Consider the following 14,718-nt stretch of genomic DNA (forward strand, 5'->3'; position numbering starts at 1 on the left):
CTTCCAGGCTACTGGGCAGGACGTAGGACGACCAAAAGGTCGCCCGCTTCCACTTGTGCGGTCGCTCCGATGGCAAGCCGCTCGACGACGCCGTCGACGGGGGCGGTGATGGCCGCCTCCATCTTCATCGCCTCGATCGACGCCACCGGCTGGCCGGCTGCGACGGTGTCGCCGACGGCCGCCTTGAGGGTGACGACACCCGAGAACGGCGCCGCCACCTGGCCCGGCCGGGTGGTGTCTGCCTTCTCGGCCTGCCGCGCCTCGACCTGGATGCTGCGGTCGCGGACGAAGACCGGGCGGAGCTGCCCGTTCAGCGTCGTCATGACCGTGCGCATGCCCTTGGGATCCGCCTCGCCGATCGCCTCCAGGCCGACGTACAACTGCACGCCCGGGTCGATCTCGGCGACGTGCTCCTCCCCCGGCTTGAGGCCGTAGAGGTAGTCGGGCGTGCCGAGCGCGGTCAGATCGCCGTACGTCTCGCGGGCCTTCTCGAACTCGCGTGCGGGTCCGGGGAAGAGCAGCCGGTTGAGGGTGCGCCGACGGGTCGCGGCATCGCCGGCGAGCCCCTCCTGCTCGGCGGCGGTGAGAGGCGGGATCTCGATGGAGATCGTCCGCCCTTCGAGCACCTTGGTGCGGAACGGCTCGGGCCAGCCGCCCGGCAGGTCGCCGAGCTCGCCCGCCATGAAGCCGACCACCGAGTCCGGGATGTCGTAGTTCTGCGGGTTCGCCTCGAAGTCGGCGGGGTCGGCGCGCACGGCGACGAGCGCCAGCGCGAGGTCGCCGACGACCTTCGACGACGGCGTCACCTTGGGGATGCGGCCGAGGATGCGGTCGGCGGCCGCATACATGTCCTCGATGAGCTCGAAGTCGTCGGCCAGCCCCAGGGCGATCGCCTGCTGGCGCAGGTTCGAGAGCTGACCCCCCGGGATCTCGTGGTGGTAGACGCGGCCGGTCGGCGACGTGAGGCCGGACTCGAACGGACGGTACAGGTGGCGTACACCCTCCCAGTACGGCTCGAGGTCGCTGACCGCCTGCAGGCTGAGGCCGGTGTCGCGGTCCGTGTGGGCGAGCGCCGCGACCAGCGCAGAGAGCGACGGCTGGCTCGTGGTTCCCGACATCGGGGCGGCTGCAGCATCCACCGCGTCCACTCCCGCGGCGCTCGCCGCGAGCAGCGTCGCGAGCTGGCCGCCCGCGGTGTCGTGCGTGTGCAGGTGCACCGGAAGGTCGAAGTTCTCTCGCAGCGCGGTGACCAGCTTGGCCGCGGCTGCTGGACGCACGAGGCCCGCCATGTCCTTGATGGCGAGGATGTGCGCGCCCGACTCGACGATCTGCTCCGCGAGGCGCAGGTAGTAGTCGAGCGTGTACAGCTTCTCGGCCGGGTCGAGCAGGTCGGAGGTGTAGCAGAGCGCCACCTCGGCGACCGCGGTGCCCGTGGCGCGCACGGCGTCGATCGCGGGGCGCATCTGCGAGACGTCGTTCAGCGCGTCGAAGATGCGGAAGATGTCGACGCCGGTGGCAGCCGCCTCGCGGACGAAGGCGTCGGTCACCTCGACCGGACGCGGCGTGTAGCCCACGGTGTTGCGACCGCGCAGCAGCATCTGGATGGGGATGTTCGGCATCGCCTCGCGCAGCGCTTCGAGGCGCTCCCACGGGTCTTCGGCCAGGAAGCGAAGCGCGACGTCGTACGTCGCCCCGCCCCACGCCTCGACCGACAGCAGCTGCGGCGTCATCCGGGCCACGTGCGGGCCGACACGGACCAGATCACGGGTGCGCACCCGCGTGGCGAGGAGAGACTGGTGCGCGTCGCGGAAGGTCGTCTCGGTGACGGCGAGGGCGCTCTGCGCGCGCAGCGCGCGGGCGAAGCCCTCGGGGCCGAGCTCGCGCAGCCGCTCCAGGGTGCCCGCCGGGGGCGCTGCCGCGAGGTCGATCGCGGGCAGCTTCGAACCCGGCGACACCGACAGCGGCTTCTCGCCGTAGGGGCGGTTGACCGTGACGTCGCCCAGCCAGTTCAAGAGCTTCGTCGCCCGGTCGCGAGACGGGTTGCTGGTCAGCAGCGCGGGGCGCTCGTCGATGAAGGACGTGCTCACGTCGCCGGCGGCGAACGCCGGGTCGTCGAGCACGGCGCGCAGGAACGGGATGTTGGTGGCGACGCCGCGGATGCGGAACTCCGCCAGCGCCCGGCGTGCGCGCGCGACGGCCGCGGGGAAGTCGCGTCCGCGGCACGTGAGCTTCGCGAGCATCGAGTCGAAGTGCGGGCTGATCTGCGAGCCCGCCGCCGTCGTGCCGCCGTCCAGACGGATGCCGGCACCTCCGGGTGAGCGGTACGTCGTGATGCGGCCGGTGTCGGGGCGGAAGCCCTGCGACGGGTCCTCGGTCGTGATGCGGCACTGCAGGGCGGCGCCGCGCAACTGGATGCGGTCCTGCGTGAGGCCGAGCTCGGCGATCGTCTGCCCCGCAGCGATGCGCATCTGCGACTGCACGAGGTCGACGTCCGTCACCTCCTCGGTCACGGTGTGCTCGACCTGGATGCGCGGGTTCATCTCGATGAAGACGACCTCGCCGGTGCGGGGTCCTGCGGTCTCGAGGAGGAATTCGACGGTGCCGGCGTTCTCATAGCCGATCGACCGGGCGAACGCGACGGCGTAGCCGTGGAGCGCGTCGCGGACGGCCGGGTCGAGGTTCGGCGCCGGGGCGATCTCGATCACCTTCTGGTGGCGCCGCTGCACCGAGCAGTCGCGCTCGAACAGGTGGACGGTCTCGCCCGTCTTGTCGGCGAGGATCTGAACCTCGACGTGACGGGGGCGCTGCACCGCCTGCTCGAGGAACACGCGGGCGTCGCCGAAGGCGCTGCCGGCCTCGCGCATCGCCTCGGCCAGGGCCGGCGCGAGCTCCTCGGGGCGCTCGACGCGCCGCATCCCGCGTCCGCCGCCACCCGCGACGGCCTTGACGAAGATGGGGAAGCCGATGTCGTCGGCCTGGCCGAGCAGCGCGTCGACGTCGTCCGACGCCTCGGTCGAGCGCAGCACCGGCACGCCCGCGGCGATCGCGTGGTGCTTCGCGGTGACCTTGTTGCCGGCCATCTCGAGCACGTTCGACGGCGGGCCGATGAAGGCGATGCCGTTCGCGGCGGCCTTCTCGGCCAGTTCCGGGTTCTCGGAGAGGAAGCCGTAGCCGGGGTAGATCGCATCGGCGCCGGCCGCCAGCGCGACCCGGATGATCTCGTCGACATCGAGGTAGGCGCGGACGGGATGGCCCTTCTCGCCGATCTCGTACGACTCGTCGGCCTTCTGGCGATGCAGCGAGCCACGGTCCTCGTAGGGGAACACCGCGACAGTGCGGGCACCCAGCTCGTAGGCCGCACGGAATGCGCGGATGGCGATCTCGCCTCGGTTCGCGACCAGGATCTTGCGGAACATTCGACCTCCGTGTGCGGCGGTGCGGGCGGGCCTGAGTGTGCTCTCAGCCTAGGGGACGGTAACGTGGTGCCTTGTGCACGTCCTATCCGTCAGCTCGCTCAAGGGTGGCGTCGGCAAGACGACCGTGACTCTCGGACTCGCGTCGGCGGCTTTCGCCCGCGGAGTCCGCACGCTCGTCGTCGACCTCGACCCGCAGTCCGACGTATCGACGGGGATGGACATCCAGGTCGCCGGTCGCCTGAATGTCGCCGATGTCCTCGCCAATCCCAAGGAGAAGACGGTCCGCCAGGCCATCACCTCCAGCGGCTGGGCGAAGGTCCATCCGGGCACGATCGACGTCATGATCGGCAGCCCTTCGGCCATCAACTTCGACGGGCCGCACCCCAGCGTGCGCGACGTCTGGAAGCTCGAAGAGGCGCTCGCCACGATCGAGGGCGACTACGACCTCGTGCTCATCGACTGCGCGCCGTCGCTGAACGCGCTCACGCGCACCGCGTGGGCGGCATCCGATCGCGTCGTCGTCGTCACCGAGCCCGGCCTGTTCTCGGTCGCCGCCGCGGACCGCGCGCTGCGCGCCATCGAAGAGATCCGCCGCGGCCTCTCCCCCCGCCTGCAGCCGCTGGGCATCGTGGTCAACCGCGTCCGCCCGCAGTCGATCGAGCACCAGTTCCGCATCAAGGAGCTCCGCGACATGTTCGGCCCCCTCGTGCTGAGCCCGCAGCTGCCCGAGCGCACGTCGCTGCAGCAGGCGCAGGGCGCCGCGAAGCCGCTGCACATCTGGCCCGGCGACTCCGCGCAGGAGCTCGCCGCCGACTTCGACTCGCTGCTGGACCGCATCATGCGCACCGGCCGCATCCCCGTCCCGGAGGACGCACGCTCCTGAGCGGATCGGATGCCGGAGCCCCGGCATCCTGTCGGGTGACCAGTCTGCTCACCTGATGGTCAGATTGCGCACTTTGTGCTCGTGGTCGTGAGCGCGACTTGCTATCCGTCGCGTTCTCGCTGAACATATCGACCATGGCATCGATGACGCTGCACCCCGACAGTCTTGCCGTGCACGCCGGCCGCGAGGATCTCGCGAGCCTCGGTGTCCACGCACTCCCCCTCGACCTCTCATCGACCAATCCGCTGCCCGACATCGAGCTCGGCGGCATGTCCTACGAGGTGCTCGCCACCGGCGGACACCCGTTCGAGGGCGGATCGAACGTCTACGCACGGCTGTGGAACCCGACCGTCGCGCGCTTCGAGGAGGCCTTGGCCCGTCTCGAGCACGCTGAAGAGGCCGTGGCGTTCTCGTCGGGTATGGCGGCGGTGACCGCGGTGCTGCTGGCCCTCACGCACGAGTCGGGCAACCGCCACGTGGTAGCTGTCCGCCCGCTGTACGGCGGCACCGACCACCTCCTGGCCTCGGGGCTGCTCGGCGTCGAGGCGACGTTCTGCACGCCCGACGGCGTGGCGGCGGCGATGCGCGACGACACGGCGCTGGTCGTGCTCGAATCCCCCGCCAACCCGACGCTCGAACTCGTCGACATCCGCGCGGTCGTCGCGGCCGCAGGCTCGGTGCCCGTCGTCGTCGACAACACGTTCGCGACGCCGGTGCTGCAGAATCCGCTCGACCTCGGCGCGGCGCTCTCGCTGCACAGCGCCACGAAGTACCTCGGCGGCCACGGCGACGTCGTGGGCGGCGTCGTCGCGTGCGACGCGCGTCTGGCCGCGGCGCTGCGCCGCACCCGCGCCATCACGGGCGCGATCATGCACCCACTGGCCGCCTACCTGCTGCACCGGGGCCTCGCGACCCTGCCGGTGCGCATGCGCGCCCAGCAGGCGAGCGCCCGTATCGTCGCCGACTGGCTCTCCACGCGCGACGAGGTGGCCCGCGTGCACTTCCCCGGATTCGCCGCCACCGACCCGCACGGACTCGTGGGCACGCAGCAGTCGGGCCCAGGCGCGATGATCGCGATCGAGCTCACCGGGGGGTTCGCTGCGGCGGCCGCGCTGACGGCATCCGTCCAGCTCTTCACGCACGCCGTCTCGCTCGGCAGCGTCGACTCGCTCATCCAGCACCCGGCGGCGCTGACGCACCGGCCGGTCGCCTCCGAGGCCAAGCCCTCCGACGCGCTGGTGCGCCTGTCGATCGGGCTGGAGGACCCCAGCGACCTCATCGCCGACCTCGCGCAGGCGCTCAGCGCCACGACGGACGACGCGCGCGAGCGGGTCGACTCGGCGGTGGGCTGACTCAGGCCGAGCGGGCGGAGCGACGCGCCGCGAGCTCGTCCATGGGGTCGGGCTTCTCGACCTCGAATGCGACGAGCTCGGACTCGACCTCGCGCAGCACCTTGCCGACGGCGATGCCGAAGACGCCCTGCCCGCGGCTGACGAGGTCGATGACCTCGTCGTTCGAGGTGCACAGGTAGACCGACGCGCCGTCGCTCATGAGGGTCGTTCCGGCGAGATCGCGGATTCCGGCAGCACGGAGCTGATCGACGGCGGTGCGGATCTGCTGCAGGGAGATGCCGGTGTCGAGGAGGCGCTTGACGAGCTTGAGCACGAGGATGTCGCGGAAGCCGTACAGGCGCTGCGATCCCGAACCGCTCGCGCCGCGCACGGTCGGCTCGACGAGCTCGGTGCGGGCCCAGTAGTCGAGCTGGCGGTAGGTGATGCCGGCGGCCTTCGCCGCCGCGGCGCCGCGGTAGCCGACCTCGTCATCCATCGCGGGAAGCCCGTCGGTGAAGAGGAGTTCGGCGCTGAACGGTTCGCCAGGAGCCACGTCTCCGGTCATGGTCGTTCCCCCCTCCGGAATCGATAACTCCACGCTAGATGAGCCTCCCCCTTGCGGCAACGACATCCGGCTGTCGGAGGTCGGCGTGTCGCGGGCCGGGGCTCCGAAAGTCAGGACAGCAGGCGGTCCAGTGCGCTGCGGACGAAGATGGCGCGCACGTCGTCGAGGCGCCGGGTGAGCTCGGGTGCGAGCTCGCCGGCGCGGCCGCGGGAGGCGGCATCCGTCCGTCGCAGCAGCGGGGCGAGCGCCGATTCGACGAGGGCGACGTCGCGTTCCGCGCTCTGCCGCAGGGCCCGCACGTGGCGCGGCTCGATGCCGTGCCGGTCGAGCGCCACGAGGGCGCGCAGCAGCGTGACGGACTGCTCGGTGTACGACTCGGCGCCGATCAGGATGCCGGTGCTGATGGCGTCGTTGAGCAGCTGGGGCGCGGCCCCCGACGCGGCGAGCAGTTCGTCGCGACGGTAGCGGCGCGGGGCCGGCACGATCGACGGCGGCGGCACGGCGGTCGGCGTTGCGGGATCGCGGCCGGCATCGACGTCTTCGAGGTAGTCGCGGATGACCGACAGCGGCAGATAGTGGTCGCGCTGCAGCGTCAGCGCGAGCCGCAGCCGCTCCAGGTCCTCCTGCGAGAACTTGCGGTAGCCGGACTCGGTGCGCAGCGGCGTGACGATCCCCTGGACCTCGAGGAAGCGCAGCTTGCTCGAGGTCAGCGACGGGAACTCCGGCGAGAGCCGCGCCAGGACCTGTCCGATGCTGAGTAGCCCCGCGGACGGCGCCCTGTCACGGGCGGATGCCGGCATCAGGCGTCCGCCGCCCGCGAGAGATCGGCGGGTGAGACGAAGAAGTTGAGTCGGAACTTTCCGATGCGCACCTCGGCGCCGTTGGTGAGCGTGGCCCGGTCGACCCGCTCCCCGTTGACGTAGGTGCCGTTCAGGGAACGCTGGTCGACGAGTTCGAACACCGTGTCGGCGCGGGTGATCTCGGCGTGACGGCGCGAGACGGTGACGTCGTCGAAGAAGATGTCGGCTTCGGGATGCCGCCCCACGGTCGTCACGTCGGCATCGAGCAGATACCGGGCTCCGGCCGTCGGGCCCGAGCGCACCAGCAGCAGCGCGGCCCCCGAGGGGAGCGCGTCGATCGCGTCGAGCTCGGCTTCGCCCAGTTCGCTGCCGAAAGGCACGAACGAGAGGTCGGAGTCGTGGCCGAACGTCTGCGTCGTGTCGGTCGCGGACTCGTGCGCGTCGGCCCCGGCCGCGCGGCGGATGTCGCCCTCATCGGGTCGGCGGTCGTGCTCCACGGTTTCCTCCTCTGTCTCGTCAGACTATCGGATCACCTCCGGCTCGCGTGAGGCGGATTGCGGACCGATCCTCGCCGCCGTCGGCCCGGGGGCGGAAAAGACCCACGTGGCGCAATGTTTCGTCCGATGTCACCCGAGATGCCGCGGCGCGCGCGTCCACCTAGCCTGGCACCACCGACCGATCAGAAGGAGACCACCGTGTCGAGCCCGCACAGCCACATCCCGCCCCTCGAGGTGCGTGAGCGTGCGGCGTGCATGTGCGACCACGGTGACACGTGCTCCTCGTTCGCCCCCGGCCACGCGCTGCACTTGATCCAGGCGCGACTGGCGGCGGCGACGCCGTCGGACTGGGCGGACGCGATCGTCGAGGACTCCGACGCCCGCTCGGGCTTCGTGATCGTCCGCGCCCTCGCGGACGGCGCGTCGATCGCGCTGTGGAACGGCACGGGGGCCGCGGAGGCGGCCGTCCCGGGCACGCCGGTCGCCCTGCACGGGCGCTACCACGTGCTCGCCATCGGCGGCGCGCGGTTCAACGTCCTTCGGGGCTGACCGCAGGCGGCGGCGCCCGGGTTCGAAAGAGAGAGCGACGAGCCTCAGCTCATCGCCATCATCATGTCCTTGACCGCCATGCAGGCGTCCATGCAGGCCTTGCAGGCCTGAGCGCACATCTTGCAGACCTCGCTGTGGTCGGCGTGCTCCATGCATTCGTCCATGCAGACCTGGCACATCGCGATGCACGCGTCGAGCATCGACATCATGGAGGCCGGCGTCATGCCCTGCGGCCGCATCATGGCGCGCATCATCGTGTTGCACATGTCGGCGCAGTTCATGCACGCCGGAGCGCACGACATCCCCTGGGTGGAGCACACGGTGCATGCCTGCTCGCAGGCCGAGCAGGCGTCCATACAGGCCTGCATGACCGACATGTCCATGGTCTCCATGCCGGGCATCGACATCATGTCCTTCGACATGGCGCCCATCATCATCGCGTCCATCTGCCGCCATCCTTCCGTCACCGGGTCGGCGGGCAGGTCCCCCGCCTGCGGCCATGGTAGACCTCGGCGTCCGCGGATCGAAGGGGCGGATAGGCTCGATCAGGTGATGTCACACACAATCCACACACCGCTCCGAGCCCGTGCCTGGGCACTGCTGGCCGCACTGCTGGTGGCCTTCGGCGTCGTGATGGCCTCGGCATCCCCCGCCCTCGCGCACGACGGCCTGGTCGGCACCGACCCCGCCGCCGACAGCACCGTCGACGCGCTGCCCGCGCAGCTGACGCTCACCTTCAGCGCCGAGGTCGCCGACGACGAGGGCGCCACGGTCATGGAGGTGACGGATGCCGCGGGCGCGAGCCTCGCCGCCGGCGCTCCGACCGTGCGGGACAACGTGGTGACCCAGGCCCTCGCGGGCGAGGCATCCGGTGTCGTCACGGTGAAGTGGAAGATCGTCTCGAGCGACGGCCACCCGACGTCCGGAGAGTACGCGTTCACCGTCGTCGGCGCGCCGGCGCCCACTCCGACCGAGACCACGGCACCGTCCCCCACGGCCACCTCCCCCGTCGAGAGCGCGACGCCGAGCCCGACCGTCAGCCCCGAGCCCGCCTCGAGCGACGGTGCGAGCGCCCTGCCGTGGATCATCGCCGGCGTGTTCGCCGTGGCGCTCCTCGGTGCGATCGTGTACCTCCTGGTGTCGCGCGCACGGCGCGAGAAGGCGCTCTCCGAGCAGCCGACGGCCGGCAACGGCGACGCCCCGCAGCCCGGCTCCGAGCCCGGCGACGACCACTAGGCTGGAAGCATGCCTCACTACGACGTCGCCATCCTCGGCGCGGGGCCCGGCGGGTACGTCGCGGCCGTCCGTGCCTCTCAGCTCGGCCTCAAGGTCGCGATCATCGAAGAGAAGTACTGGGGCGGTGTCTGCCTCAACGTCGGCTGCATCCCCTCGAAGGCTCTGCTCAAGAACGCCGACCTCGCGCACCAGTTCCACCACAAGGCCGACCTGTTCGGCATCTCGGGTGACGTGCACTTCGACTTCGGCGTCGCATGGGACCGCAGCCGCAAGGTGGCGGAGACCCACGTCAAGGGCATCCACTACCTGATGAAGAAGAACAAGGTCGACGAGTACGAGGGGCGCGGCTCGTTCGTCGACGCGAACACGATCGACGTCGCGAAGGCCGACGGCACGACCGAGCGCGTGACCTTCGACAACGCCATCATCTCGACCGGTTCGAAGGTGCGTCTGCTTCCGGGCGTGGTGCTCGGCGGGAACATCGTCACGTACGAGGAGCAGATCCTCGCCCGCGACCTGCCGCAGTCGATCGTCATCGTCGGCGCCGGCGCCATCGGCATGGAGTTCGCCTTCGTGATGGTGAACTACGGCGTCAAGGTCACGATCATCGAGTTCCTCGACCGTGCCCTCCCCAACGAGGACGCGGACGTCTCGAAGGAGATCGCGCGCCAGTACAAGAACTACGGCGTCGACATCCTCACCTCGACCAAGGTCGAGACGGTCACCGATCAGGGCGACAAGGTCACCGTGACCTACACCGCGAAGGACGGCACCGCCGGCTCCATCGACGCCGACAAGGTCATGATGTCGATCGGGTTCGCCGCGAACGTCGAGGGTTTCGGCCTCGAGAACACCGGCGTCAAGCTCACCGACCGTGGTGCGATCGACATCGACGACCACATGCGCACCAACGTGCCGCACATCTACGCCATCGGCGACGTCACGGCGAAGCTACAGCTGGCCCACGTGGCCGAGGCGCAGGGCGTCGTGGCGGCCGAGACGATCGGCAAGGCCGAGACGATGACGCTGGGCGACTACCGCATGATGCCGCGCGCGACGTTCTGCTCGCCGCAGGTGGCCTCGTTCGGTCTCACCGAGCAGCAGGCGCGCGACGCCGGCTACGACGTCAAGGTCGCGAAGTTCCCGTTCTCGGCCAACGGCAAGGCGAACGGCCTGGGCGAGCCCATCGGCTTCGTCAAGCTCATCGCCGACGGCGAGCACCTCGAGCTGCTCGGCGGCCACCTCATCGGCCCGGACGTCTCGGAGCTTCTGCCCGAACTCACGCTCGCGCAGAAGTGGGACCTCACCGCCCTCGAGGCGGCGCGCAACGTCCACACGCACCCGACCCTGTCGGAGGCCGTGCAGGAGGCCTTCCACGGCCTCGCCGGCCACATGATCAACCTCTGATCCGCTGACGCTGAACGCCCCGGACCTCGTCGAGGTCCGGGGCGTTACGTCTCGGTCGCTGCGCTCCCTCGCTCAACGACCGGTCCCCCTCGGCGCGTACATCAGCCGTCTCACCCCAGGTCGCTGAGCGAGCGAAGCGAGACGAAGCGTCAGGCACCGAGGGTTCGAGCGAGCCTCACCCCCGGTCGCTGAGCGAGCGAAGCGAGACGAAGCGTCAGGCGGCGAGCCTCAGCCCCGGTCGCTGACCGAGCGAAGCGAGACGAAGCGTCAGGCGCCGAGGGTTCGCGCGAGCCTCAGCCCCGGTCGCTGAGCGAGCGAAGCGAGACGAAGCGTCAGGCGGCGAGCCTCAGCCCCGGTCGCTGAGCGAGCGAAGCGAGACGAAGCGTCCGGCGGCGAGCCTCAGCCCCGGTCGCTGAGCGAGCGAAGCGAGACGAAGCGTCAGGCGCCGAGGGTTCGCGCGAGCCTCAGCCCCGGTCGCTGAGCGAGCGAAGCGAGACGAAGCGTCAGGCACCGAGGGTTCGGGCGAGCTTCGAATCGGATGCCGCAGCCCGGCCGCCGACGGCTCGCACCGCGGCTTCCGCGGCGGCGAACAGTACAGCGCGCTCCTCGGGCGAGGACGGCGCGGCGGAGCCGAGTTCGAACTCCCACTCCCGCCAGGTGCGCTCGATGCCGGCGCGCTCGTCGGTGGCCACGACATGGTCGTCGACGAACTCGGCGACGAGGCCTCCCTCGGCGTCCTGCAGCGCGTACGCGGTGCGCCGGTTGCGGATGCGGGCGATCGGCGCCAGGCGCACAGTGACGCCCACCGACGCGACCGCCTCGGTGACGGCATCCGGGATCGTGTCCTCGGTGCCGAGCGGCCAGTGCAGCTCCAGCCGCCCGCCGTCGGCGCCGCGGGGTCCCTTGATGTGCCAGCCCTCGTCGGGCCCGCCCGTGCGGCGCCGCACGGCGTAGCCAGCGTGGGCGAGCGCGAGATCGTCGCTGTCGAGGTAGACGGCGTCGAGCTCGCGGAGCTCGGCCGCGCCGACCGTCGCGATGCCGGGCAGTCCTGCCCAGTCCGGAAGAGGCGTGGCGTCGTCGACGTCGAACTTCAGCTCGACCTCGACCGACCGTGCCGCGCCGACATCGCCCGGATCAGTCGTCACGACCGTCCGGGTTCGGGTCGATGTCTTCGGTGGCCTCGACGTACACGTAGCGCGCCTCGGTGGGCCCGTCGTGGTCGCCGGTGTTCAGCTCGCCGCCCTCGCGGCGGTAGACGAGCTGCCCCTCGCCGTAGGGGACGATGTACGAGTCGGAGACGGCGGGGTCGAGCGGGATGATCTGCCCGTCGAGGGGCCCTCCGTGCAGTCGTGCGATGGCCATGACGCCAGCGTAGACCCGGCCGCCGGGACGTCGCGCGATCGCCTCGCCGAAACCGTTCACCCACGGATGCAAGCGCTTCCAGGTTCGCACCCTAGAATCGCTCGCGTGAAGGCCATCCGCACGTTCACCGTCCGTCCCGTCCTCGCCGACTCGCTCGCTCCGCTGGACCGCCTCGCGTCGAACTGGCGCTGGTCGTGGAGCCGTGCCACGCACGCCCTGTTCGCATCGATGGATCCCGCGCTGTGGGACGAGATCGGCGCGAACCCCGCCCGCATGCTGGGTGCGCTCGGCCAGCAGCGCCTGGACGAGCTGGCGCACGACGCCGACTTCGTCGCCCGCGTGCGTGAGGAGGACGAGCGCCTCACCGCCTACCTCGACGACGACCGCTGGTTCCAGCACCTTGAAGGCGCCAAGCCCGCGCACATCGCCTACTTCTCCCCCGAGTTCGGCGTCGACGGCTCGCTGCCGCAGTACTCCGGGGGCCTCGGCATCCTCGCCGGCGACCACCTCAAGAGCGCCTCCGACCTGGGCGTTCCGCTCACCGGTGTCGGCCTGTTCTACCGCGCCGGCTACTTCCGCCAGTCCATCGGCGACGACGGCTGGCAGCGCGAGAGCTATCCGCTGCTCGACCCGTACGGCCTCGGCCTCACCCTGCTGCGCGACCGCGCGGGCGCACCGGTCGAGATCGCCCTCGACCTGCCCGGCGACCGTCGCCTGCACGCGCGCGTCTGGATCGCCGACATCGGCCGCATCCCGCTGCTGCTGCTCGACTCCGAGACCCCGTCGAACAGCGACGAGATGCGCCGCGTCACCGATCGCCTGTACGGCGGCGGCGGCGAGCACCGCCTCCTCCAGGAGCTCCTGCTCGGTGTCGGCGGCGTCCGCGCGGTGCGCGCGTTCAGCGACCTCACGGGACGCCCGACCCCCGACGTCTACCACACGAACGAGGGGCACGCCGGGTTCCAGGGCCTGGAGCGGATGTCGGAGCTCATCACCCACGACGGGCTCAGCTTCGACGAGGCACTGGCACAGGTGCGCGCGGGAACGGTCTTCACCACCCATACTCCGGTGCCTGCGGGCATCGACCGCTTCCCTCGCGACCTCATCGCGGACTACCTCGCGAGCGGCCTCTTCCAGGGCCTCGACGCGGGGCGCGCGATCGCCCTCGGCCTCGAGATCTGGGACGGCGGCGACCAGGGCATGTTCAACATGGCCGTGCTGGGCCTGCACCTCGGCCAGCACGCGAACGGCGTCTCGGTGCTGCACGGCGCGGTCAGCCGGGGCATGTTCGGGATGCTGTGGCCCGGCGTCGACACCGAGGAGGTGCCGATCACCTCGATCACCAACGGCGTGCACGCGCCGACGTGGGTGCATCCCGCGCTCAAGGCCGTGAGCGAGCGGGCCTGGGGCGACGCCCATTCCGATACCCATGACTGGAACGACCGCGCGGTCGTCAGCGACGCCGAGCTGTGGGGCGTGCGCCAGCAGATGAAGGGCGAGCTCGTGGCGGAGGCACGGCGGCGGGTCGCGGCATCCGTCTCCAACGGCCACACCCCCGCGCGGGTGGACGACCTGCTCGACCCCGAGGTGCTCACGATCGGGTTCGCACGCCGCGTGCCGACCTACAAGCGCCTGACGCTGATGCTGCGCGACCCCGAGCGGCTCACCCGTCTCCTCACCGATCCCGAGCGTCCGGTGCAGATCGTGATCGGCGGAAAGTCGCACCCCGCCGACGACTCGGGCAAGATCCTGATCCAGCAGCTGGTGCGCTTCAGCCGCGATCCCCGGGTGCGCGGGCGGATCGTGTTCCTGCCGGACTACGACATCACGCTCGCCAAGGACCTCTACCCGGGGTGCGACGTGTGGCTCAACAACCCGCTGCGCCCGCTCGAGGCCTGCGGTACGAGCGGCATGAAGGCGGCGCTCAACGGCGCGCTCAACCTGTCGATCCTCGACGGCTGGTGGGACGAGTGGTTCGACGGCGAGAACGGCTGGGCGATCCCGACGGCCGACACCGCGTCGAACGACGAGGAGCGCGACGACGCCGAGGCGGCCGCGCTCTATGACCTCATCGAGCACCAGCTCGTGCCGAAGTTCTACGACCGCGAGGGCGGCATCCCGACCGCGTGGCTGGGAATGGTACGGCACACGATGACCGAGCTCGGCAAGAAGGCCACGAGCGATCGCATGGTGCGCGACTACGTCGAGCGGCTGTACGTGCCCGCCGCCGCGCACGACGTGGCGCTGCGCGCCGACGGCTTCGCCGAGGCCCGCGCGGTCGCCGCGTTCGTGACCCGCGTGAAGGATGCGTGGGGCCGCGTGTCGGTGGCGAGCGTCGACAGTTCCGGCATCCCGCAGCAGGCGCAGGCGGGCGACATCCTCGAGGTCCGGGCCGACGTCCGTCTCGACGGGCTCTCGCCCGACGACGTCGCCGTCGAGCTGCTGTACGGCGCGACGAACGAGGACGACGCGCTCGCCCGCGACCACTCGGTGTACCGCCTGTCGCGCGGCGCCGTCGTCGACGGCGTGACGGCGTTCACCGGCACCCTGCCCCTCACGGTGACCGGGACGTTCGGCTACACCGTCCGCGTGCGCCCGTCCCACCCCACTCTGGTCTCGCCGGTCGAGCTGGGCCTGGTGACGTACGCCTCCTAGACCGCGATGACGGATGC

13 protein-coding genes are annotated in these 14,718 nt (G+C 70.8%); 6 read left to right on the forward strand and 7 right to left on the reverse strand.

What is annotated here, in order from left to right:
* Positions 1-8: 8 nt before the first annotated feature.
* Positions 9-3,416: a pyruvate carboxylase gene (locus tag AC1DDU_RS18320; RefSeq protein ID WP_477436617.1), complete on the reverse strand. Its 3,408-nt coding sequence runs from the start codon at positions 3,414-3,416 to the stop codon at positions 9-11.
* A 73-nt stretch (positions 3,417-3,489) separates the two neighbouring features.
* On the opposite strand from AC1DDU_RS18320, the gene AC1DDU_RS18325 reads away from it, so the two are divergent.
* Together AC1DDU_RS18325 and AC1DDU_RS18330 are read left to right on the forward strand one after the other, a co-directional pair.
* Entirely contained in the window at positions 3,490-4,299 is an 810-nt protein-coding gene (locus tag AC1DDU_RS18325) for a ParA family protein (protein WP_477436619.1), read from the forward strand.
* Between the two features lie 134 nt (positions 4,300-4,433).
* Positions 4,434-5,651, forward strand: coding sequence for a trans-sulfuration enzyme family protein (locus tag AC1DDU_RS18330; RefSeq protein WP_477436621.1), 1,218 nt, complete (start codon positions 4,434-4,436; stop codon positions 5,649-5,651).
* 1 nt (position 5,652) lies between these two features.
* Here the strand turns inward: AC1DDU_RS18330 and AC1DDU_RS18335 are convergent, their stop codons facing one another.
* The 3 genes from AC1DDU_RS18335 to AC1DDU_RS18345 form a co-directional block, all read right to left on the reverse strand.
* Positions 5,653-6,195: a MerR family transcriptional regulator gene (locus AC1DDU_RS18335; protein ID WP_477436623.1), complete on the reverse strand. Its 543-nt coding sequence runs from the start codon at positions 6,193-6,195 to the stop codon at positions 5,653-5,655.
* A gap of 110 nt (positions 6,196-6,305) precedes the next feature.
* Positions 6,306-6,995 (reverse strand): transcriptional regulator FtsR, encoded by a 690-nt coding sequence (gene ftsR / locus AC1DDU_RS18340; protein WP_477436625.1) that lies wholly within the window; start codon positions 6,993-6,995, stop codon positions 6,306-6,308.
* The gene (locus AC1DDU_RS18345; protein WP_477436627.1) at positions 6,995-7,492 is read right to left on the reverse strand and encodes an FHA domain-containing protein; all 498 of its coding nucleotides are present in this window, start codon (positions 7,490-7,492) and stop codon (positions 6,995-6,997) included. The genes ftsR and AC1DDU_RS18345 overlap by 1 nt, the downstream gene beginning before the upstream one ends.
* A 198-nt stretch (positions 7,493-7,690) precedes the next feature.
* On the opposite strand from AC1DDU_RS18345, the gene AC1DDU_RS18350 reads away from it, so the two are divergent.
* Complete coding sequence (locus AC1DDU_RS18350) at positions 7,691-8,041, forward strand: hypothetical protein (protein ID WP_477436629.1); 351 nt, start codon at positions 7,691-7,693, stop codon at positions 8,039-8,041.
* A 44-nt stretch (positions 8,042-8,085) separates the two neighbouring features.
* Here the strand turns inward: AC1DDU_RS18350 and AC1DDU_RS18355 are convergent, their stop codons facing one another.
* The gene (locus AC1DDU_RS18355; protein ID WP_477436631.1) at positions 8,086-8,487 is read right to left on the reverse strand and encodes a four-helix bundle copper-binding protein; all 402 of its coding nucleotides are present in this window, start codon (positions 8,485-8,487) and stop codon (positions 8,086-8,088) included.
* Positions 8,488-8,593: 106 nt separating this feature from the next.
* Between AC1DDU_RS18355 and AC1DDU_RS18360 the strand changes: the two genes are divergently transcribed.
* The gene (locus AC1DDU_RS18360; protein ID WP_477436893.1) at positions 8,594-9,277 is read left to right on the forward strand and encodes a copper resistance CopC family protein; all 684 of its coding nucleotides are present in this window, start codon (positions 8,594-8,596) and stop codon (positions 9,275-9,277) included.
* Between the two features lie 9 nt (positions 9,278-9,286).
* Complete coding sequence (gene lpdA / locus AC1DDU_RS18365; RefSeq protein ID WP_477436633.1) at positions 9,287-10,684, forward strand: dihydrolipoyl dehydrogenase; 1,398 nt, start codon at positions 9,287-9,289, stop codon at positions 10,682-10,684.
* Positions 10,685-11,187: 503 nt separating this feature from the next.
* On the opposite strand, the gene AC1DDU_RS18370 is transcribed toward lpdA, so the two are convergent.
* Together AC1DDU_RS18370 and AC1DDU_RS18375 are read right to left on the reverse strand one after the other, a co-directional pair.
* Positions 11,188-11,829 (reverse strand): CYTH domain-containing protein, encoded by a 642-nt coding sequence (locus AC1DDU_RS18370; protein ID WP_477436635.1) that lies wholly within the window; start codon positions 11,827-11,829, stop codon positions 11,188-11,190.
* The gene (locus tag AC1DDU_RS18375) at positions 11,819-12,046 is read right to left on the reverse strand and encodes a response regulator (protein ID WP_477436636.1); all 228 of its coding nucleotides are present in this window, start codon (positions 12,044-12,046) and stop codon (positions 11,819-11,821) included. The genes AC1DDU_RS18370 and AC1DDU_RS18375 overlap by 11 nt, the downstream gene beginning before the upstream one ends.
* 105 nt (positions 12,047-12,151) lie before the next feature.
* On the opposite strand from AC1DDU_RS18375, the gene glgP reads away from it, so the two are divergent.
* On the forward strand, positions 12,152-14,701 hold the full coding sequence (gene glgP, locus AC1DDU_RS18380) for an alpha-glucan family phosphorylase (protein WP_477436637.1): 2,550 nt from the start codon (positions 12,152-12,154) through the stop codon (positions 14,699-14,701).
* The last annotated feature ends 17 nt before the right edge of the window (positions 14,702-14,718 follow it).

The organism is Microbacterium sp. 05T445, from assembly GCF_056395865.1.

Excerpts from the sequence above, each read along its gene's own strand:
- AC1DDU_RS18320 (WP_477436617.1), bottom strand. The coding sequence starts at position 3,416 with ATGTTCCGCAAGATCCTGGTCGCGAACCGAGGCGAGATCGCCATCCGC.
- AC1DDU_RS18330 (WP_477436621.1), top strand. The coding sequence starts at position 4,434 with ATGGCATCGATGACGCTGCACCCCGACAGTCTTGCCGTGCACGCCGGC.
- AC1DDU_RS18335 (WP_477436623.1), bottom strand. The coding sequence starts at position 6,195 with ATGACCGGAGACGTGGCTCCTGGCGAACCGTTCAGCGCCGAACTCCTC.
- ftsR (WP_477436625.1), bottom strand. The coding sequence starts at position 6,995 with ATGCCGGCATCCGCCCGTGACAGGGCGCCGTCCGCGGGGCTACTCAGC.
- AC1DDU_RS18355 (WP_477436631.1), bottom strand. The coding sequence starts at position 8,487 with ATGGACGCGATGATGATGGGCGCCATGTCGAAGGACATGATGTCGATG.
- AC1DDU_RS18360 (WP_477436893.1), top strand. The coding sequence starts at position 8,594 with ATGTCACACACAATCCACACACCGCTCCGAGCCCGTGCCTGGGCACTG.
- lpdA (WP_477436633.1), top strand. The coding sequence starts at position 9,287 with ATGCCTCACTACGACGTCGCCATCCTCGGCGCGGGGCCCGGCGGGTAC.
- AC1DDU_RS18375 (WP_477436636.1), bottom strand. The coding sequence starts at position 12,046 with ATGGCCATCGCACGACTGCACGGAGGGCCCCTCGACGGGCAGATCATC.